Source organism: Pseudomonas sp. IPO3749, from assembly GCF_013386605.1.
Lineage (GTDB): Bacteria > Pseudomonadota > Gammaproteobacteria > Pseudomonadales > Pseudomonadaceae > Aquipseudomonas > Aquipseudomonas azotoformans_A.
This window is the reverse complement of the sequence record NZ_JACARN010000079.1, coordinates 12,368-31,549: the sequence shown is the minus strand read 5'-3', so window position 1 is coordinate 31,549 and position 19,182 is coordinate 12,368. Positions and strand designations below refer to the sequence as shown.

The following is a 19,182-nucleotide window of genomic DNA, read 5'->3' as shown; positions in this document are numbered from 1 at the left end:
TTACCCACTCTGGGCCAAAAGCAGACTGTGACCCCTTTAAAAATCTGTCCCCTTTTCGGGGCGGTGCGATAAAGAGCGTCCGGCGCAAGGTGGTAGAAAAACTCGAGGTTTGCCGGACACACATAAGATTAACGTTGGTCGATAAACATCTTGGCAGCCGCCTCGACGCTCTTGCGGACTACCTCAGAACCAGCTGCTGTCTTGAAGTCATCTGGCAGCAAAGAGAGCGACTTTTCCACCTTTAGAAGCCAGAACTGCAAAGCGGTCCGCTCGCCATTCACCAAATCTCCAAGCCGTGCCGTCACAAACGGCTGAACGTATTCAAGCACTTTCACAGCGTAGAATCGGTGGCTCCCGTCGCCGAGCATGGCATCAATCCGCTCAATCCCAAGAAGAACCGCATCAATGTTGAAAATAGCCTGACCCGAGCTCTCCTCTATCGCGCGCATCAGAGCGATGCGGAAAGCTTGGGTATCAATCTGGTAGGTTTGGAAGCCGGGAAGCTCTTCGGCCTTTCTGTAGGCCGTGGCGATGAATTCGTCGGCTGCATCGAGCCGAGTTTTTTCCGCCATCGCGATCGCATACTGAAGCCAAAAGAGCGGCTCACCATTCACCCGCTCGTCGTATCGCAGACGTTCATAGATGCTGGCAATGACGGTGTCCGGATCTCCCTTGCCGCGCAGGGTTCTCCGCAAGCTCGAATACGCAATCATGCTCGACATGAGAATTCGATACGATCGCTCGCTTCGCCGCTGGGCAGCGGCCAGCGTCACCTCGACAACAGCGTCAGCGATCTCCTCTGGCCCGATGAACGCTGCGATCACAAACGAGGAGAAGATAGACGATCGAGCCCTGAAACCATCAGCTGACGTCTCGAAAATTTCATGCGATAGATCCTCCAGCGGTTTGAGCACCATAAAGGGATCCTCGCCGACTACGCTTCTCACGAATGAGGCACCGACGGAGCCTTGATGAGTGGCGATCAACATAGTCATAGTCAAAATTCGCCGAGTAGCCCTATTTTCAAACAGGGGGGCTAGAGCCTCTTTCACTCGGTCGCGGACTGCGGCGTTTTCGAAAAGATCGAGCAAAAGGTCGCGTAGATCGCCACGGTGATCGAGATCAGGTGCACGAAGCCCCGCACTCTCGCACAACCGGCCAAACGAGGCTATTTCGGATCGTGTGAGAGCGTTAAGGCTCACCCGGTCAAACGGTTGGGGCAGAAGCTTTACGAATTCGTGAAAGCGGACCTCGAACGTCCCCGTCCGCACTTCCACCACGAGCTTAGCCTGTGGAAGAGCATCGCGAAGGCCGCGCAAACTGTCCTGTGCGGCCGAATATTGGTCGACAAACACGACCAATCGTTCGACCCCGGCCAGCGCCGCAACCTCACGCTGAAGGTCTGGGTGGCCGAGTTGGAGCTGTAGACAGGTCCATCCTCTCGACGAAAGCTCGAACGCAAGCAGATGAAGAAAAATCGATTTGCCGTTACCAAGACGACCATCTACAACGAGCGATGCCTTACTCTCAACAGTATCCGCCGCCGCGCGCACTGAATCCGCCCGAGCAATCGCGTACTCCTCACTGGGTTGCGAGCGAGCAAGGCGACCAGGATCGAAATCGCCATAGACTAGAAGATCAAAGACCTCGGTAGCGGTCGGACGAGCGACTGCCTTCTTATCTCGTACGGGTGACAGCGAGCGGAAAGAGCGCAGGTTATCCAGTGAAGGAGCAACTGAGCGTGGAGCGCGCGCTAGAATCTCGGCGAAGCCGTCGGTGCCTATAAACATAGTGCGCCCGTACTGTGCAGTGCGTCGCAGGAACGTTTCGTCGACGGTGGGCCCTTGTATGAAGATAGTTCGCTCGGCAAGCTTAGGGTTGGCCATCAGTAGGCCTGCAATATGATAATCGGCGAGACTGTATCCAACGATATACAGGGTGCTTGCGAAAGCCAGATCGCGCTGAAATTGGTCGTACCAGCGTGATCGCACGACATACTGGTTCACGTAAGACCCTTCGCCGAGAACCAGGCTTTTCATCACATTATCAGGCGTGATCAGTCGGATGCTGCCGTGGAGGTGCACTACTGCGCCGTGAGGAAGCTTGTTCGGAACTGGCTCCGAGACATCGTAGGCATTCGGCGTCACTTTCTTTTTTAACCGATGCAACTCGACCGCGTCATCAAAGTTGGTCGAGTAGATGCGTCGCCAAGGCTCATTCAAAACAGCCGTTTGTCCAGCAGTTAGCTCGGTCAGCCGAAAAATCCTATAGAGCTCTTCACGAAGCTTCTCAGAGTCATGCTCGGCAAATTCCTCGCTCAGGACTTGTAGATCGTAGTCGGTATCCGCTGGAAGGTTGAGTTGTTCAATAAAGTGGCGCCGCAACCCCCTGCCGTTGGGCGGGGTACCATTCGCGATGTTGCTCGCGCCGAGACTGAACCCAGAGCCTAAGAAGAGAATAGAGGACTCGGGATCGAACTCTCCAATTACGTCAATATCATGCGTCATCATTCCTCCATTCACGAGACAGTTTGCCAAGTAGCGGGCAACTGAAGCCGTCAAGAACGGATTCAGTCATCCTAAATTCTGTGGCTGCCAGTCGAAACCAAGCTAACCTTGCCATGACCAGATTATGAGATTGAACACGACTTGGGCCCTTGGCGATATCGCTTTTGGTTAGCGATATCGCCCGGCTGCAATGCTAGTTGGATATCGGTCATGCGCCCCTGTTTGTCGCGTAGGCGGATGGGGCTGCAGACTTGGGCTGTGCGACAACCTACTCATGGCGCTTCGGATCAGCCTGTCCCCGGCCGGACCAACTCGATACCGATAGCGCCCGTTCTCGTTGCCGTCATAGGCCATATGCGTTGCCCCGATTCCAACCGGCCCCTTTCGATAACAGCTAGGTAGGAGGCCGCATGTCTTGGATCGCCTGAAGCTTCTCTATGTCCCGTCCAATTATTTTCTTCGCACAGTCCAGGCAGTAGTGATCCCAACTCCGGCCGTTTCTGACCTTCAGGCGCACATCGCCCTTCTCGATACGGTGCTTGGCACTCGCTTGACAGTTATGGGCCTTGCCAGCGGTATCTATTTCGACATGGGTAACGAGCGACTTAATTGCCACCGAACACCTCCCTTACGGCTGCCGCGAGGATGTCGTCAAATCCTTGGTCAATCCGCTCGTGCATCTCGCGCGAGAACTCGTGCCGTTGACCCGTTCCCATACCGACAAAGGTATTTACCTGACTGTTGATGGCAGCAATCATAACGATCAAGTTCGTCCTACCGAGACGTCGCATATCGAGCTCGCGACCATTCGGGTTGATGTCCCGCTCACCGAGAATCCGTCCAGCTGCCGTTCGAACTCGAATCGGAAGCCCGTCACGCATCGCCTGCCGCTCGCGTACACGAGTTGTCGGCAGTGGCTGCAGGGTCTGGTAAGCAGCCGCAACGTCGTTCGCTGTATATCCGCGCTCCTGCAGCACGCGAAGGGCCGCCAGAGCCTCATCGTCCAGCAGAAGTGGAATTTCCTCGACGTGCACATCGGACTGGCTGCGCACCTCCACGCCGTCCAAATCATGGGGAATCGGCTCCACCTGTCGCTCGGCGGGGGCATGATCTGGATCGACTTCCTCCACCGGCAGCAACTGGTCGAAATAGTCGCGGTCGGCTTCGCTGAACTCCTGGAAGTCAGCCCAGCGTCTGGCGATGTTCGCGCCAGCATGGAATACGACGACGCCCTGGTTCAGGACGTCGCCGGGAGCGTTCTGCCGTATGACGCGCATGATGCGGCCGACGAACTGAACGAACGGGGACAGGTTGCTAAAGATGCTGAACACGGCGGCCACGGACAGGTACGGATGGTCGAACCCTTCGCCGAGCTTGCGCACCTGGACTATCACATCGAGCTCGTGGCTTTCCAGCCGCTGCATCACTCTCTGGTTCGCCGGCGCATTCTCTCGCGAATGCACGTAGCTGGCGCGCAGGCCCCGTGCGACGTAGGCTTCGACGACTTGCCGGCAGTGCTCGTAATTGAGAGCCGAGGCGATAATCTTCAGTCGGACTTCGCCAGTTTCCTCGCGCAGCCGGCGTAGCTCACGAATAGACGCATCCACGATGGTGTTCAGCGTTTCGGTAGAAGTTACGATGCTGCGCCGGAAATCGGCGTCTTCCTCGCCCAGCCTGCGTACCTCGGCAAGCCCTACCTCGATCTCCTGACCGTCTTCGCGGCGCACGTAACGGAGCGTGCGCGGGTTCAGTTGCACGGCCTTAAGGCGTTTGACGTAGCCTTCGCGGATCGCTTCGAAGATAGGGTACGTGTAGATGACGCGCCCCTCCATGAGCTGGCCATCGGCGCGCATCGGCGTCGCGCTGAAGTTGACGATCTGCGCTTCGGGAAACTGAGCCTTGAGGGCCTGCCAGCTCTCGGCTACGCCGTGGTGACCCTCGTCGACCAGAATCAGGTCGAAGTAGTCGGCCGGCAGTTGACGCAGCCAGCGGTTTGAGTCGCCGCCCTGGAGCTGCTGAATATTTGTAATGACGACGTGCGCCTCGTCCAAGTCTGCCCGGTTGGTCGTCATTCCTCGGATTTCGACAGGTTCAGGATAGGGCGCGCCGACGAGCACCGCGCACTTCTGGTAGAACATATTGGGATTGGACGGGTCGAAATCACTGGCCAACTGCTGAGCGATGGCCACGCCTGGCGCGACCACCAGCGTCCGCCGCGAGCGGAAGGCAAAAGGCGATATCGTGATGCTCCCGGACTTACCACATCCGACCGGCAGTATGACCGCGAACTCACGCTCTTCGCCACCCGCCCCGAAAACCTCGTTCAGGGCGAGGAAAACACCCTTCTGGGGGGTGCGGATACGTTCGTTGTTCTCGATGTGTGGCTCGCGGTCCTGGAATGGGTTTGTCATAAGGGTCCTTCCGTTAGGGTTGAGAGGGCTGTGTCACAACGGCCGAGCTGATCATACAAGATACGCCCCAAATGGCGTTTTCCAGAACCCGGAAGCCACAGACCCCGTCGCTCAATGTTGCCCGATGCAGAGCGTGACAGCCTGTTCGTTCTGGCCTGGTCGCAGAGCTTTGAACATCGACGCGTACATTCCGGCCTGAATAACGCCGAGACGCGCGCAATACGCTGACCATGGCAGTCTATTTCCGACGGTAGAACGGTCTGAAATCGAATTCCGGGAACTCACCGAACGGTCATCATTTTGGCTCTTACAGAGAATAGAGCCTTGGCCATGAGTAAAGCACAGACGATAGTTACCCTGCTGGATCAGCAGTACGAGCAGTTGCTTGCGGACGCGAGATGCCTGGCCGCAAGCTATATGGATGCGTCCATGAAGATATTCAAAAAGACCGGGGTCAAAACTGTCGTGGCTGCTGTGTCAATCAAGCAAACGAGCCCGAACGCGTACTCGATCTACTGGTGCAGACTGGTGCCATTGCAAGGGCAAAAAAACAATTTCGCGCCCCTGACTATTCCTAAAGGCAACGGCAAGCACAAATACCCGGCTTCCTCGTTTGAGTTTGTTAAATTCCCTTACCGTCGCCTCGTTTTACAGGTCGAGGAGCGTCTTGCTGAGATTCGCAGCATCGCCAGTGAGAATCGTCAGCTGCGTCGGACGTTGGTAGCCTATGAGAAAAAGCTATCTCGATATCAGACGCTCGATCATGGCGATCTCTGCTCGGAGGAGTAGGGGCTGAGTGCACTATAAGCAGTGCCGAACGGATCTGAACCGATTTCAATGCCCGAAAGCCCCGTGCAGCATGGTCTGGCGGGGCTTTCTCGTATCAGCAGTGAACTCCGGCGAGGCATGCTGCTGCGCTTCGTCAGGGAAGGCGACGGGTACGTGCTATAAGCAGTGTAGGGCGCCAAATCTACGCGCCGTCAGCCAGCAGGCCCCTGCAGGCGGGCGAGCGGAGGTCATAGTTGCTATTAGCAGTGACGCCTACGAACAAGTCAGCCGGCGAACTGTGATGTGTATTAGTAGTGAAGGGCTTCACTTTCATAAAATAATCTTTGGTAGGTGTCGACCTAGCTGGTACCTGTGTCGCGTAGCGGGTGGTGACGGTAACGCGCTACCCCTCACTGCCTCGCTGCTGTTCGAATGCAATGCGGTTCATTACGCAAATGGGAATGGGGTAGCCCTGGATGTGTGTCGTGAGGGCTTCGTTGCCTGCGATCACCATGATGCAGGATAGGCCTCTGCGGAAGCGCATTCCTCGTCCCGAATAGTTGCGCAGAATGATCTCCCAGGATTCGTCGTCGTAGTAACAACCAACGATTTCTGACCAGTGCAATTGGATGCCCGCGCCCATGATACCTACAGGGCTCAGGCAGAAAATTTCTACCTGGGTTTCCTGCCCAAGAGGTACAGCGTAAACCCGACCGTTTGGTGCAATGGGTGGGAAGTACTGCCCGTTACCGAGGTGACGAAATTCCATGGTGGTGCTCCGGGTAGATGAGGTCGCTAGACACTCTCCGGTAGCTTTCGGAAAACCCAAGATCAGATTTTGCCTGCGAGTCGGCTGCACGGGTTTTAGCGTACTGGGCAAGCTAGCTCTCCACATGGAGGGCGTGCATGTTGCTGATCTAAAAGCTTCGGCGCTCCGGTGGGTTTCGCTAGGTCCGGAAATTGAAAGCCCTTCCGAAGTCATCCCATGACTCCATAGGCTTGGAATAAAATTACTGCGTATCGCAGCGGTAGGGTGCCTTGCCGATGGATTTGGGTAAGCGCCCGCTGCCAAGGGGCAGCGAGCAGTTTGTTCAGGTATCTGGTCGCTCCGCTGAAGGCTCAATCGTCGCCGTGCTTCTTGTCCAGATACGCTGCGACCATATAGCCAATTACACCTGCAATAGTCAGCGCACTGATGACGGCAAGCACGGCATATACAAGCAACTCCAAACGATCCATCTCTGACTCCGGTGATTCGAGGTCTGCCAAGGTTAAGGGGGTCTGATGTAATCCCAAATCTGCTGTGTGATGGCTTAGCGACTAATACCGGAAGCTTCCATCCTCAGGTTGGCTCGGGCACCGACGTACGCATCAGTTTCCCAGATACGCAAATTCCCGAGCTCGTAGGCGACGTGCTCCCGCGCCTCTAGATCCTCGACATTGGGAGCGCTGCCTCCAAGAATCGGGGCTTCATGACCGGACCACTGCTTGTAAAGCTCGCATGCAAAGGCTGCTCGGCAATCTCGGAAGCTCAGCCCATGAGCAAGTAAAATCTCCTTGGCGGCAGGTAAGCTGTTCTGCTTCCAGAGCCGCCATGTTTGCTTTGATTGTGGATAGCGATGAACATCTTGGACGGCGGATGCGGTCTCCAAAATAGCGATGTGCTTGGACATCGAGATGTTAATTGTCCTGGGCGTATATAGCCCTTCTTTGCCGCTTTCCAGGGAAATACATCCGTCCCCCTTGGCTGTATCTAGAGCCGCTTGGGCGTCAAAGAAAACAGCTTCGCGCAATGAGAAGCCGAGGTGCCGCACTAACATCAACACCACCGCGAGATGCTCTGATAGGCGGGCCTGAACGTCTTCCACTGCGGCTTCGAACTTCGCTTGATCAAGGCTGTATGGAGCCGTGACCCGTGCATGACCTGGAAAGCCAATATCAGACATCACGACTTTCCAATCACCATTGGTTGCAAGGGCCATCACCGAGCTCACGGTCTCAAGAAGGCTCACGGCGCCTTGCCGCGAGAGATTGCCGTGGTACGCCTGAATGCAGAGTTCTTCGCCGTATTGCCGCCCCAGTTTTTTATTGACGAGCTCCAGGATATCCACGTCATGAGATTCCTTGGCGTAAATACTGAACTGGGTCCACTGCTGCTCGTGGATCATTGCCTCGTGTTGACTGAGGAGCCCGCGTCGGACTGCCTCCCTGAGAATCGCTGAACCGGCCCTGGTCAAGTCCCGATCAAAATGCAAGTGAAAACTCTGCTTCATGGTCATTCCTCCATTCAGCTCAGGTGCTGAGCTGCTAAAGGAAATGTTGAGCAAGAAAAAATATTCTGGGGTTCGTTTTCGGTCGCTTTCAGCGCCTGAAATTGACGAGCCCGTCCGTCCCGTAAACGGTCGTTTTGGGTACACCTATTTCAGGCGAGCTTCTGTGTCGTTTTCAGAAGACGACCGCACCATCTGACTGGATGTAACGCCTGGTGTGCATACGGCTCCTGACAGCCCAATATCAGGAGTCGTCTGCACCAATCTCGACTATGCTCAATACTCGTGTGCACCAAAGCGAGGTTTGGGCATGACATCAGACACTCCACCGATTGCCGCGCAAGGCGTGGCCACCCTGCCCGACGAGGCATGGGCGCAAGCCCGGCACCGGACGGAAATCATCGGGCCACTGGCAGCGCTTGAGGTGGTCGGGCATGAAGCCGCCGATGAGGCAGCCCAAGCGCTGGGCCTGTCCCGGCGACAGGTATATGTCCTGATCCGTCGCGCCCGGCAGGGTACTGGCCTGGTAACAGACCTGACGCCCGGCCGATCCGGCGGCGGCAAAGGCAAGGGGCGCTTGCCGGAACCGGTCGAGCGCATCATCCGCGAGCTGCTGCAAAAGCGCTTCCTGACCAAGCAGAAACGCAGCCTGGCGGCGTTCCACCGCGAAGTCGCGCAGGCGTGCAAAACCCAGAAGCTGCCGGTGCCGGCGCGCAACACCGTGGCCCAGCGGATTGCCGGACTACACCCGGCGAAAATAGCCCGCAGCCGGGGCGGGCAGGACGCTGCCCGTCCCTTGCAAGGCGCGGGTGGCATTCCGCCCGAAGTCACCATGCCGCTGGAACAGGTGCAGATCGACCACACCGTCATCGACCTGATCGTGGTCGACGAGCGCGACCGGCAACCGATTGGCCGCCCATATTTGACCCTCGCCATCGACGTGTTCACGCGCTGCGTACTCGGCATGGTGGTCACGCTGGAAGCGCCGTCCGCCGTCTCGGTCGGCCTATGCCTCGCGCATGCCGCCTGCGACAAGCGGCCCTGGCTGGAAGGGCTGAATGTGGAAATGGACTGGCCGATGAGCGGCAAGCCCAGGCTGCTCTATCTGGACAACGCGGCCGAGTTCAAAAGCGAAGCGCTGCGCCGTGGCTGCGAACAGCATGGCATCCGGCTGGACTATCGCCCACCAGGCCAGCCGCACTACGGCGGCATCGTGGAACGGATCATCGGCACGGCGATGCAGATGATCCACGACGAATTACCGGGGACGACCTTCTCCAATCCCGGCCAGCGCGGCGAGTACGATTCCGAGAAGATGGCCACCCTGACGCTGCGCGAGCTGGAGCGCTGGCTCGCGTTGGCGGTAGGCACCTATCACGGCTCCGTGCACAACGGCCTGCTCCAGCCGCCGGCCGCGCGCTGGGCCGAGGCCGTGGAGCGCGTTGGCGTCCCGGCCGTCGTTACCCGCCCCACCGCGTTTTTGGTCGATTTCCTGCCGGTGATCCGCCGCACCCTGACCCGCACCGGCTTTGTCATCGACCACATCCACTACTACGCCGACGCCCTCAAGCCGTGGATTGCCCGGCGCGAGCGCTTGCCCGCCTTCCTGATCCGGCGCGATCCGCGCGACATCAGCCGCATCTGGGTACTGGAACCGGAAGGTCAGCACTATCTGGAGATCCACTACCGCACCTTGTCCCATCCGGCCGTCACCCTCTGGGAACAACGCCAGGCGCTGGCCAAATTGCGTCAGCTCGGGCGCGAGCAGGTGGACGAGTCGGCGCTGTTCCGCATGATCGGGCAGATGCGCGAGATCGTGACCACCGCCCAGAAGGCCACGCGCAAGGCGCGGCGCGACGCTGATCGCCGCCAGCACCTCAAGACGTCGGAGCCACCGGCCAAGCCCATACCGCCGGATGTGGACATGGCTGACCCGCAGGCAGACAACCTGCCGCCGGCCAAACCGTTCGATCAGATCGAGGAGTGGTAGCCGTGGACGAATATCCCGTCATTGACCTGTCCCACCTGCTGCCAGCGGCACAGGGTTTGGCCAGGCTGCCGGCAGACGAGCGCATCCAGCGCATTCGCGCCGACCGCTGGATCGGCTACCCGCGCGCGGTCGAGGCGCTGAACCGGCTGGAAACTCTGTATGCGTGGCCGAACAAGCAACGCATGCCAAACCTGCTGCTGGTCGGCCCCACCAACAACGGCAAGTCGATGATCGTCGAGAAATTCCGGCGGGCGCACCCGGTCGGCACCGACGCTGACCAAGAACATATCCCGGTGCTGGTCGTGCAGATGCCGTCAGAGCCATCGGTGATCCGCTTCTATGTCGCGCTGCTGGCTGCGATGGGCGCGCCGCTGCGCCCGCGCCCACGGCTGCCGGAAATGGAGCAACTGGCGCTGGCCCTGCTGCGCAAGGTCGGCGTGCGCATGCTGGTGATCGACGAACTGCACAATGTACTGGCTGGCAACAGCGTTAACCGGCGCGAGTTCCTCAACCTGCTGCGCTTCCTCGGCAACGAGCTGCGTATCCCCCTGGTCGGGGTCGGCACGCGCGAGGCGTACCTGGCCATCCGTTCGGACGATCAGTTGGAAAACCGCTTCGAGCCGATGCTGCTGCCGCCGTGGGAGGCCAATGAGGACTGCTGCTCGCTGCTGGCCAGCTTCGCGGCGTCACTCCCGCTACGGCGGCCATCCCCGATTGCCACGCTGGACATGGCCCGCTACCTGCTCACCCGGAGCGAAGGCACCATCGGCGAGCTTGCACATCTGCTGGTGGCGGCGGCCGTCGCCGCCGTGGAGAGTGGCGAGGAAGCGATCAACCACCGCACGCTCAGCATGGCCGACTACATCGGCCCCAGTGAGCGGCGGCGACAGTTCGAGCGGGAACTGATGTGAAGTCCGCGCCGCGCTGGCCGCTGCATCCGGCACCCAAGGAAGGCGAAGCCCTGTCCTCATGGCTCAACCGGGTCGCCGCCTGCTACCAGATGGACGTGCACGAGCTGCTGGCCCACGATCTTGGTCACAGCCAACTTGATGACCTGGATACCGCACCATCCTTGTCGTTGCTGACGGCGCTCTGCCAGCGCAGTGGCGTCGAGCTGGAGCGGTTGCGCAGCATGAGTCTTGCAGGCTGGGTGCCGTGGCTGCTCGACAGTCTCGACGATTCGGTACCAGCAGCCTTGGAAACCTATACATTCCAATGCGCGGTGCTCCTGCCCAAGCGCACCCGCAAGGTGCGGTCCATCACTCGCTGGCGTGCCTGGCTACCGAGCCAGACGATTCGCCGGGCGTGTCCGCAGTGTCTGAACGATCCAACGAATCAAGCTGTGCTACTCGTCTGGCAGCTCCCCTTGATGCTGAGCTGCCCGCAGCATGGCTGCTGGCTGGAGTCCTACTGGGGCATGCCCGGCCGGTATCTTCAGTGGGAAATCGCCGATGCTGCGCCGCGCCCTGCCGATGACGCAATCGCCTGCATGGACCGGCGCACCTGGCAGGCGCTGACGACGGGTTTTGTGGAGCTGCCGCGTCGGCGTGTCCACGCCGGCTTGTGGTTCCGGCTGCTGCGCACCCTGCTTGATGAGCTGAACACGCCGCTCTCGCACTGCGGCAGTTGCTCGGCGAGCATCCGCCATGTCTGGGAGCGCTGCGGCCATCCGCTGCGCGCCGGGCAGAGTCTGTGGCGTCCCTACGAGATTCTGGCCCCGGCGGTGCAGTGGCAGATGCTGGAGGCGGCGGCCACCGCCATCACGCTGATCGAGTCAAAGGCGCTGATCCCGCGCGGGGAACAGGCCGCGCTGTTTCAGACGGAGCCGCACACTGGTTTCACCAACGGCCTGCCGGCGAAGGTGCCGAAGCCGGAACCCATCAACCACTGGCAACGAGCAGCCCAGGCCATCGATGAGGCCATCATTGAAGCGCGACACAACCCGGAGACGGCCCGCTTGCTGTTCACACTGGCGTCCTACGGGCGACGCGACCCCGAATCCCTGGAACGTTTGCGCGCCACGTTCACCAAGGAGGGCATCCCGCCGGAGTTTTTGTCACATTACGAGCCTGAATGGCCGTTTGCAGGTCTTAGACTAAATGACGGGTTAAGTGACAGTTTTTGACGGCGAGAACTTTCTGGCTCACACTGTCACATAATCGAACGTATATGTGACAGGTACGACATGCTGATAGGCTACATGCGGGTATCGAAGGCGGACGGCTCCCAGGCTACCGATTTGCAGCGCGACGCGCTGATTGCCGCCGGGGTCGATCCAGTACATCTTTACGAGGACCAGGCATCCGGCATGCGCGAGGATCGGCCCGGCTTGACGAGCTGCCTGAAGGCGTTGCGAACTGGCGACACACTGGTCGTGTGGAAACTGGATCGGCTCGGACGCGACCTGCGACATCTCATCAACACCGTGCACGACCTGACTGGGCGCGGCATCGGCTTGAAGGTATTAACCGGGCACGGCGCGGCCATCGACACCACGACCGCCGCCGGCAAGCTGGTCTTTGGCATCTTCGCCGCCCTGGCCGAGTTCGAGCGCGAGTTGATCGCGGAGCGCACGATTGCCGGCCTAGCCTCGGCCCGCGCGCGCGGGCGGAAAGGCGGCCGGCCGTTCAAGATGACCGCCGCCAAGCTGCGGCTGGCGATGGCGGCAATGGGTCAGCCAGAGACCAAGGTCGGCGACCTGTGCCAGGAACTTGGCGTCACGCGGCAGACCCTGTATCGGCATGTTTCACCCAAGGGTGAGCTACGTCCAGATGGCGAGAAGCTACTCAGCCGAATTTGATGCCGGCATGAGGCAACGTAGCGACAGCGTGGTTTGTCTCAATGGGAAGCGCTCATGATCGATCTTTGAAGGCCCGCAGCAGTCGTGTCACAGACAGGACGAACAAACCGGTCAGCGTGAGGGCTGCGATACCCCAGTACTCTCCGATGAACGCGCCGGCCGTCGTGCCGGCCAGCACAATGGCGAGAATCGGCAAATGGCAGGGACAGGTGAGCACGGCCAGCGCGCCCCACAGGTAGCCGGTGATCGGTTTGTGCGTCTCGGACGGCAAGCGCTCGGGGCTGTTCATGGCAGACTCTCCGCGTGCTGTGCCGGCTCGGTCGGCATGGTGGCCAACTGCACCTCCAGATCGGCCAACGCTTCGCGCCGACGCTCGACGAACTGGCGCAGAACGGCAAGCTGCGCGGCCGCTTCATCGCCGTCCGCAGCATCCAGCGCCCGGCACAGCCGCGCCAGCGCGTCCAGGCCGATGCCCGCCTCGAAGGCCGCCCGCACGAAGCACAGCCGTTGCAAGGCGGCATCATCGAACAGGCCATAGCCGCCCGGGGTGCACGCCACCGGACGCAGCAATCCGCGCAGCAGGTAGTCGCGCACGATATGCACGCTCACCCCGGCATCAAGGGCCAGCCGGGACACGGTGTAGGCGCTCATTGAAAACCTCCTTTTTTATCCAGCGCAGCAGGAAAGCTGCTTCACGTCCTTGTTGAAGGTCTGCGCCGCAAGCTTCAACCCCTCGACCATTGTCAGGTAGGGGAACAACTGGTCGGCCAGTTCCTGCACCGTCATGCGGTTGCGGATGGCGAGCACCGCCGTCTGGATCAGTTCGCCCGCTTCCGGGGCCACCGCCTGCACGCCGATGAGCCGTCCGCTACCTTCCTCGATGACCAGCTTGATGAAGCCGCGTGTGTCGAAGTTGGCAAGCGCTCGCGGAACGTTGTCGAGTGTCAGCGTGCGACTGTCGGTCTCGATGCCATCGTGGTGCGCTTCCGCCTCGCTGTAGCCCACGGTGGCGACTTGCGGGTCGGTGAACACCACTGCCGGCATCGCGGTCAGATTGAGGGCTGCGTCGCCGCCGGTCATGTTGATCGCGGCACGGGTGCCGGCGGCCGCTGCCACGTAGACGAACTGCGGCTGGTCGGTGCAGTCGCCGGCCGCGTAGATGTTCGGGTTGCTCGTGCGCATGCCTTGGTCGATAACGATGGCCCCTTGCGCATTGACAGTGACCCCCGCCGCGTCCAGCGCGAGGCTGCGCGTATTCGGTGCCCGACCGGTGGCAACCAGCAACTTGTCAGCGCGCAATTCACCGTGTCCGGTGGTCAGCACGAATTCGCCGTTCACATGGGCGACCTGGCTGGCTTGCGTGTGCTCCAGCACCTCGATGCCCTCGGCGCGGAAAGCGGCTGTCACGGCCTCGCCGATGGCCGGGTCTTCCCGGAAGAACAAGGTGCTGCGTGCCAGGATCGTGACCTGGCTGCCGAGCCGGGCAAAGGCTTGCGCCAGTTCCAACGCCACCACCGACGAACCGATCACGGCCAGGCGTGCGGGAATGGTGTCGCTGACAAGCGCTTCGGTGGAAGTCCAGTAGGGTGACTCTTTCAGGCCCGGAATCGGCGGCACGGCCGGACTGGCACCGGTGGCGACCAGGCAGCGGTCGAACGTTACCTCGCGCTCGCCACCCTCGTTCAAACGGACGACCAGGCTCTGGTCGTCCTTGAAACGCGCTTCACCGTGCAAAACGGTGATGGCTGGATTGCCGTCCAGGATGCCTTCGTATTTGGCGTGCCGCAGTTCATCGACACGGGCCTGCTGCTGGGCCAGCAGTTTGCTGCGGTCAATCGCAGGCACAGTTGCCGCAATACCGCCGTCGAACGGACTTTCCCGGCGCAGATGGGCAATATGGGCAGCGCGGATCATGATCTTGGACGGCACACAGCCGATATTGACGCAGGTGCCGCCGATGGTGCCGCGTTCGATCAGCGTGACCGTCGCGCCTTGCTCGACGGCCTTCAGCGCCGCCGCCATCGCGGCCCCGCCGCTGCCAATGATGGCGATATGCAAACCGGCGCCCTCAAGTGCATCACGGATTTTTGGTTCATCTTTGAAATCACCAACCCGGATCGAGCCTTGATAACCCAATGCGGCGATGGCGGCCAGCAGTTGGTTGTGGCTCACGGCGGTGTCTGCCATGACTTGCGCGCGGCTTTCTGGATAGGACACCACAGCGGCATTCACGCCGGGAATCTTTTCCAAAGCATCTTTGACATGGGTGGCGCAGGATGTGCAGGTCATGCCATTCACGGTGATTTCGGTCATTTTTTTACTCCATTGAATTTCGGGGTGCAGCAGGCATCGGCTTGGCGTTTTCGTTGGATGGCGTAGATGGTCAAGCCGATGAAAATCGCCAGCGCAGGCAGCAGCACATAGTCCAGATAGCCGGTCAGCGCGGACAAGCCGACCACACCGAGCAAAATGACCAGAACAGGGGTGAAGCAACACAGCGCCACGAGGGTTGTGCCAATGATGCTGACCCGCAGCAGTGTCTTCGGGTCTTTCATGATCAGTTCTTGACTGATGATGGGTAGCCCGCATCCTCGGTAGCCTTGGTCAGTTTCTGCACGCTGGTCTTGGCATCATCGAAGGTGACCACCGCTTCGCGCGTCTCGAAGGTCACGTCAACTTTACTGACGCCATCGACCTTGGAAATCGCCTTCTTGACAGTGATCGGACAGGCCGAGCAGGTCATGCCCGGTACGGACAGCGTAACGGTCTGGGTGGCGGCCCACACGGGGGCAACAACGGCAGCGAGGGCAAGGGCGGAAAGCAGCTTTTTCATGGTGAACTCCTGTGATCAATAGAAAAATGGCACGACGTAGGGAAATCCGAGCGCGACCAAAACCAGCACGGCCACGCCCCAGAAAATGAGCTTGTAAGTAGCTCGCACTTGGGGAATCGCGCAAACCTCACCCGGTTTGCAGGCGGCTGACGGCCGGTAGATGCGCCGCCAGGCGAAGAACAACGCCACCAGCGCCACGCCGATAAAGATGGGGCGATAGGGTTCCAACACCGTCAAGTTGCCGATCCAAGCGCCGCTGAACCCCAAGGCGATCAGAACCAGCGGCCCGAGGCAGCAAGCCGAGGCGAGGATGGCGGCCAGCCCGCCAGTGAAGAGCGCGCCGCGCCCGTTTTGAGGTTCAGACATACGTTTGTCCTTTCGAATCTGAATTGGATAGCTTAAGCTTACTTCCGTAGTTATGTACGGAGTCAAGCGATATGGAAAACAATTTGGAGAACCTGACCATTGGCGTTTTCGCCAGGACGGCCGGGGTCAATGTGGAGACCATCCGGTTCTATCAGCGCAAGGGCTTGCTCCCGGAACCGGACAAGCCTTACGGCAGCATTCGCCGCTATGGCGAGACGGATGTAACGCGGGTGCGCTTCGTGAAATCAGCCCAGCGGTTGGGCTTCAGCCTGGATGAGATCGCCGAGCTGCTGCGGCTGGAGGATGGCACCCATTGCGAGGAAGCCAGCAGCCTGGCCGAGCACAAGCTCAAGGACGTGCGCGAGAGGATGGCTGACCTGGCGCGCATGGAGGCCGTGCTGTCTGATTTGGTGTGCGCCTGCCATGCGCGGAAGGGGAACGTTTCCTGCCCGCTGATTGCGTCACTGCAAGGGAAGAAAGAACCGCGCAGTGCGGACGCGGTGTAGCCCGAGGGAACTACGCCTTAGCGTGCTTTATTTTCCGTTTTCTGAGGCGACTCCAACGTCAGAAAAGACCGTGCGGTCGACTTTTGATATTTCGTGCTGTCGCCTTCTGAAAGTGACACCTTTTCGACTTGGGATTTCCCAGTTTGCTGTCACGTTTCCCGTACCAAAATCTATGTGAGAAAAACGTATGGGAAAGCGGATTGGATACGCCCGAGTCTCTACAGATGACCAAAATCTCGACCTGCAGCGTGATGCTCTCGCCTTAGCTGGGTGTGACACGATCTACGAGGAGACCATGAGTGGTCGGTCTGTGGATCGACCAGAACTGGAGCAATGTCTGAAGGCGGTTCGGGGTGGCGACACCTTGGTAGTGTGGAGGTTGGACCGCCTTGGTCGTTCCCTGCCTGATCTGGTTGGGATTGTTAGCCGACTGGAAGAAGAGGGTGTGGGCTTCGAATCCATCAATGAGCGCATCGAGACGGCCAGTGCTGCGGGGAAATTGATTTTCCACGTGTTCGCGGCGTTGGCTGAATTCGAGCGGAATCTGATACGAGAGCGCACCAAGGCAGGTTTGGAGGCTGCGCGAGCTCGAGGGCGCATAGGTGGTCGAAAACCTGCTTTGAGTGAGCGACAAATCCGAGAGATGAAGGCCCTGCTTAGGGACCCGGAAATACAGGTTGCGCATGTCGCTAGGCAATACGGGGTATCTCGAACCACCTTGTACCGCTACATGGGTAGCGTTAAGGCAGACCGGCCGGACGAGGTTTAAGTTTTTCCCATCCAGGGATGTGGGGTGGATGCGAAGACGGCCAGGCTTTTACACAGTCTGGTTATGCTGGCTTTTTCTTGGGATTACGCCAAGTGCACGTAGCCTGAAGGCATACAGAAAAGGAGTTCACTATGCATAAGCAAATTCCACTGAGGGCCGGCATTGGCTCGCTGATCTTTGCCCTCTTGGTTGGGTGTTCCAGCTCTCCTAAGGTCACCCTGCCGGAGCCGAAGGACGTACCTCGCGAGAAGTGGTCTGATGCCATGCTGGTTCTAGAAGCCATGCGCATCGAAGGCCAGCGCGATATTCCGCTCGAAATGACAGGTGGTGATGTTGCCAGTTTGACTCACCAATCGACCGCTGGAAGCGTAGGCGATCTTGCTATAGGTGGTCTGGGGTATGTAGCCCCACCAACAGGGTTCAGCAGTGCAGGGGCGGCTTCGCTGGGTCTGGGACTGTTCCTTTTTAGCGGTAGTGGTGGCCCTGTTTATCACTACCAGGTCGTTGCCTGGGTGCCAAAGGAGCGTGCCTCCACAACGGCGGATGCCTCCTTGTTGGTCAAGTCAGTTTGGCTTGAGGCCAGACAGAAATACTTCAATGGGAAGATTTCCAATTTACGGCATGAGCCAGCCCAATACGCTGATGGGTCAGGTAAAAAATTCGACAAATTTATCGATCTAGCAAGAGGGAATCCCACCCCGTTTAATGCTCCTGCGAGCGACGCTCCGTCCTTCATTTTCGCGCGAAAGGCGTATGGCCCCATCTTTCTGACCGATCCATCGCTTGAGCTTTATGCTGATGCGAATAGAGCGGACATGGACGGTCAGGATGCTTTGGCCGGAATCACTAAGTACCTTCCTGACTGGATGTATGCCTACTACCCAGGAAAAAACTGGCCGAAAGATTTTAGGCCTGCTGCGATCTACAACAAAAAAGGTAACCTCTACTTCATTGGGAAATAAGCTGCGTAATTGCACTAACTTGACCACCTGTTTGCATACCAACTGACCAGCCATTTTGCATTCACGCTGACCAGCTGTTTGCAGGTGATCAGTGTCAGCGGGTGCCACTCAGGGGGAGTGCGTTAGCCAGGCACTGAAGGGCAGCAACCGACCGATTCTGTTGAAAAAGTCCCTCTGTGATCTCAGTCCACGAAAGTACATGCCTGACGCTGAAATCTCAGTCTAATGCGGTCCTTTACTGCTTCAGATTTCACGTAGCGACGTCCAAATTTGGCGTTTCTGAGGCTCTTCGCAGGCGAAGCGGGAAGGCACCGACTTTTTCAACACAATCGGCCGATTGCTGCCGATCCTGGCAGGGTTCTAACCCATAGGGCTAAAGCTACTCGCCGCCGAGCAATACCTCTGCTTCATGCGGTCGCTTCGCGGCTCTCGGTCGTTCTGCCACCGTTCTCCCCAAACACGGCATTCATCTTTGAAGAACTGTTTCGCACCCTTCCGGCACTCCCGATAATCAATCGAGCCGCACTTGTGGTTGCGGCATACGCTGCCACCGTCGATGTAGTTGTTCACGATGAGGAAGGTCATCGACGATATCGACCACGCCTTGAGTCTGGTAGGGCGGCAGCGCAAGGTGGTGCTGTGGTGCCGCAGTTCAGCGCCTTGCCCGCGCTGCTCGCCGGCAGCGACATGGTCGCCATCGTGCCGGACTACGTCGCCAAGGTTATGGCGCGGCTGGAAGGAATGCACATCGAGTTCGCTCCGCTGGACCTATCGACTCCTGACCTGTTCATGGCCTGGCGCGGCGCGAGCCACAACGACCCGCGCGAGCGCTGGTTGCGCTCGTACTTCTGTCGCTATCTCGGCCAGCAACTGGAGCGGCCCGCCTTCGCGGCCTGAACGGGGAGGGTTTGCAGGCCGTCATCCAGGCGCCGCACGGTCTGACTGAACCCCATGGAGAACGGCTCATTAGGGATCTCTAACGTTCCTACGGCGCTTACTC

Annotated in this window: 18 protein-coding genes and 1 pseudogene; 9 read left to right on the top strand and 10 right to left on the bottom strand. The window is 59.2% G+C overall.

Features of this window, described 5'->3' with window-relative positions; genetic code table 11:
- Positions 1 to 128 precede the first annotated feature (128 nt).
- Both HX812_RS26985 and HX812_RS26980 read right to left on the bottom strand, forming a co-directional pair.
- Entirely contained in the window at positions 129 to 2,507 is a 2,379-nt protein-coding gene (locus HX812_RS26985) for an SIR2 family protein (protein WP_038848086.1), read from the bottom strand.
- A 605-nt stretch (positions 2,508 to 3,112) separates the two neighbouring features.
- Positions 3,113 to 4,918: a DEAD/DEAH box helicase gene (locus HX812_RS26980; protein WP_038848091.1), complete on the bottom strand. Its 1,806-nt coding sequence runs from the start codon at positions 4,916 to 4,918 to the stop codon at positions 3,113 to 3,115.
- A 330-nt stretch (positions 4,919 to 5,248) separates the two neighbouring features.
- On the opposite strand from HX812_RS26980, the gene mobI reads away from it, so the two are divergent.
- Positions 5,249 to 5,707, top strand: a complete 459-nt coding sequence (gene mobI / locus HX812_RS26975) for a conjugative transfer protein MobI(A/C) (RefSeq protein WP_038848094.1) — start codon at positions 5,249 to 5,251, stop codon at positions 5,705 to 5,707.
- A gap of 382 nt (positions 5,708 to 6,089) precedes the next feature.
- Here mobI and HX812_RS26970 read toward each other — a convergent pair whose 3' ends face one another.
- On the bottom strand, positions 6,090 to 6,455 hold the full coding sequence (locus tag HX812_RS26970) for a hypothetical protein (protein WP_038848096.1): 366 nt from the start codon (positions 6,453 to 6,455) through the stop codon (positions 6,090 to 6,092).
- A 544-nt stretch (positions 6,456 to 6,999) separates the two neighbouring features.
- On the bottom strand, positions 7,000 to 7,959 hold the full coding sequence (locus HX812_RS26965; RefSeq protein WP_038848098.1) for a hypothetical protein: 960 nt from the start codon (positions 7,957 to 7,959) through the stop codon (positions 7,000 to 7,002).
- Between the two features lie 307 nt (positions 7,960 to 8,266).
- Between HX812_RS26965 and HX812_RS26960 the strand changes: the two genes are divergently transcribed.
- Genes HX812_RS26960 through HX812_RS26945 form a run of 4 tightly spaced genes read left to right on the top strand, consistent with a single transcriptional unit; the run spans position 8,267 to position 12,746 of the window.
- Complete coding sequence (locus tag HX812_RS26960) at positions 8,267 to 9,946, top strand: Mu transposase C-terminal domain-containing protein (protein WP_003465068.1); 1,680 nt, start codon at positions 8,267 to 8,269, stop codon at positions 9,944 to 9,946.
- A 2-nt stretch (positions 9,947 to 9,948) separates the two neighbouring features.
- Positions 9,949 to 10,857, top strand: a complete 909-nt coding sequence (locus tag HX812_RS26955; protein WP_003465065.1) for a TniB family NTP-binding protein — start codon at positions 9,949 to 9,951, stop codon at positions 10,855 to 10,857.
- Positions 10,854 to 12,071, top strand: coding sequence for a TniQ family protein (locus HX812_RS26950; RefSeq protein ID WP_003465063.1), 1,218 nt, complete (start codon positions 10,854 to 10,856; stop codon positions 12,069 to 12,071). The genes HX812_RS26955 and HX812_RS26950 overlap by 4 nt, the downstream gene beginning before the upstream one ends.
- Positions 12,072 to 12,131: 60 nt before the next feature.
- Entirely contained in the window at positions 12,132 to 12,746 is a 615-nt protein-coding gene (locus tag HX812_RS26945) for a recombinase family protein (protein WP_000904941.1), read from the top strand.
- A gap of 52 nt (positions 12,747 to 12,798) precedes the next feature.
- Here HX812_RS26945 and merE read toward each other — a convergent pair whose 3' ends face one another.
- Genes merE through merT form a run of 6 tightly spaced genes read right to left on the bottom strand, consistent with a single transcriptional unit; the run spans position 12,799 to position 15,945 of the window.
- Positions 12,799 to 13,035 carry a broad-spectrum mercury transporter MerE gene (gene merE, locus HX812_RS26940; RefSeq protein WP_001087809.1) on the bottom strand — a complete coding sequence of 79 codons (237 nt, stop codon included), beginning with the start codon at positions 13,033 to 13,035 and terminating at the stop codon, positions 12,799 to 12,801.
- The gene (merD, locus tag HX812_RS26935) at positions 13,032 to 13,397 is read right to left on the bottom strand and encodes a mercury resistance co-regulator MerD (protein WP_003465059.1); all 366 of its coding nucleotides are present in this window, start codon (positions 13,395 to 13,397) and stop codon (positions 13,032 to 13,034) included. The genes merE and merD overlap by 4 nt, the downstream gene beginning before the upstream one ends.
- A gap of 15 nt (positions 13,398 to 13,412) precedes the next feature.
- Complete coding sequence (gene merA / locus HX812_RS26930) at positions 13,413 to 15,059, bottom strand: mercury(II) reductase (protein ID WP_000136268.1); 1,647 nt, start codon at positions 15,057 to 15,059, stop codon at positions 13,413 to 13,415.
- Complete coding sequence (gene merF, locus HX812_RS26925) at positions 15,056 to 15,301, bottom strand: mercury resistance system transport protein MerF (RefSeq protein ID WP_000654684.1); 246 nt, start codon at positions 15,299 to 15,301, stop codon at positions 15,056 to 15,058. Before merF ends, merA begins: the two co-directional genes overlap by 4 nt.
- Positions 15,302 to 15,303: 2 nt before the next feature.
- Positions 15,304 to 15,579, bottom strand: coding sequence for a mercury resistance system periplasmic binding protein MerP (merP, locus tag HX812_RS26920; protein WP_000735441.1), 276 nt, complete (start codon positions 15,577 to 15,579; stop codon positions 15,304 to 15,306).
- A 15-nt stretch (positions 15,580 to 15,594) separates the two neighbouring features.
- Positions 15,595 to 15,945, bottom strand: a complete 351-nt coding sequence (gene merT / locus HX812_RS26915) for a mercuric ion transporter MerT (protein ID WP_001294667.1) — start codon at positions 15,943 to 15,945, stop codon at positions 15,595 to 15,597.
- A gap of 71 nt (positions 15,946 to 16,016) precedes the next feature.
- On the opposite strand from merT, the gene merR reads away from it, so the two are divergent.
- The 4 genes and pseudogenes from merR to HX812_RS26895 form a co-directional block, all read left to right on the top strand.
- Entirely contained in the window at positions 16,017 to 16,451 is a 435-nt protein-coding gene (gene merR, locus HX812_RS26910) for an Hg(II)-responsive transcriptional regulator (RefSeq protein WP_000429838.1), read from the top strand.
- A 187-nt stretch (positions 16,452 to 16,638) separates the two neighbouring features.
- On the top strand, positions 16,639 to 17,220 hold the full coding sequence (locus HX812_RS26905) for a recombinase family protein (RefSeq protein ID WP_038848107.1): 582 nt from the start codon (positions 16,639 to 16,641) through the stop codon (positions 17,218 to 17,220).
- Positions 17,221 to 17,351: 131 nt separating this feature from the next.
- Complete coding sequence (locus HX812_RS26900; protein ID WP_038848110.1) at positions 17,352 to 18,182, top strand: hypothetical protein; 831 nt, start codon at positions 17,352 to 17,354, stop codon at positions 18,180 to 18,182.
- Positions 18,183 to 18,750: 568 nt separating this feature from the next.
- A pseudogene (locus HX812_RS26895) lies at positions 18,751 to 19,079 on the top strand (LysR substrate-binding domain-containing protein); the annotation flags it as partial.
- Positions 19,080 to 19,182: the final 103 nt, after the last annotated feature.

What these genes read in the sequence shown, in the direction of transcription:
- merD (WP_003465059.1), bottom strand. Translation starts at nt 13,397, where the DNA reads ATGAGCGCCTACACCGTGTCCCGGCTGGCCCTTGATGCCGGGGTGAGC.
- HX812_RS26970 (WP_038848096.1), bottom strand. Translation starts at nt 6,455, where the DNA reads ATGGAATTTCGTCACCTCGGTAACGGGCAGTACTTCCCACCCATTGCA.
- merF (WP_000654684.1), bottom strand. Translation starts at nt 15,301, where the DNA reads ATGAAAGACCCGAAGACACTGCTGCGGGTCAGCATCATTGGCACAACC.
- merE (WP_001087809.1), bottom strand. Translation starts at nt 13,035, where the DNA reads ATGAACAGCCCCGAGCGCTTGCCGTCCGAGACGCACAAACCGATCACC.
- HX812_RS26905 (WP_038848107.1), top strand. Translation starts at nt 16,639, where the DNA reads ATGGGAAAGCGGATTGGATACGCCCGAGTCTCTACAGATGACCAAAAT.
- HX812_RS26980 (WP_038848091.1), bottom strand. Translation starts at nt 4,918, where the DNA reads ATGACAAACCCATTCCAGGACCGCGAGCCACACATCGAGAACAACGAA.
- merT (WP_001294667.1), bottom strand. Translation starts at nt 15,945, where the DNA reads ATGTCTGAACCTCAAAACGGGCGCGGCGCGCTCTTCACTGGCGGGCTG.
- HX812_RS26900 (WP_038848110.1), top strand. Translation starts at nt 17,352, where the DNA reads ATGCATAAGCAAATTCCACTGAGGGCCGGCATTGGCTCGCTGATCTTT.
- merR (WP_000429838.1), top strand. Translation starts at nt 16,017, where the DNA reads ATGGAAAACAATTTGGAGAACCTGACCATTGGCGTTTTCGCCAGGACG.
- HX812_RS26960 (WP_003465068.1), top strand. Translation starts at nt 8,267, where the DNA reads ATGACATCAGACACTCCACCGATTGCCGCGCAAGGCGTGGCCACCCTG.
- HX812_RS26985 (WP_038848086.1), bottom strand. Translation starts at nt 2,507, where the DNA reads ATGACGCATGATATTGACGTAATTGGAGAGTTCGATCCCGAGTCCTCT.
- mobI (WP_038848094.1), top strand. Translation starts at nt 5,249, where the DNA reads ATGAGTAAAGCACAGACGATAGTTACCCTGCTGGATCAGCAGTACGAG.
- HX812_RS26945 (WP_000904941.1), top strand. Translation starts at nt 12,132, where the DNA reads ATGCTGATAGGCTACATGCGGGTATCGAAGGCGGACGGCTCCCAGGCT.
- HX812_RS26965 (WP_038848098.1), bottom strand. Translation starts at nt 7,959, where the DNA reads ATGAAGCAGAGTTTTCACTTGCATTTTGATCGGGACTTGACCAGGGCC.
- merA (WP_000136268.1), bottom strand. Translation starts at nt 15,059, where the DNA reads ATGACCGAAATCACCGTGAATGGCATGACCTGCACATCCTGCGCCACC.
- merP (WP_000735441.1), bottom strand. Translation starts at nt 15,579, where the DNA reads ATGAAAAAGCTGCTTTCCGCCCTTGCCCTCGCTGCCGTTGTTGCCCCC.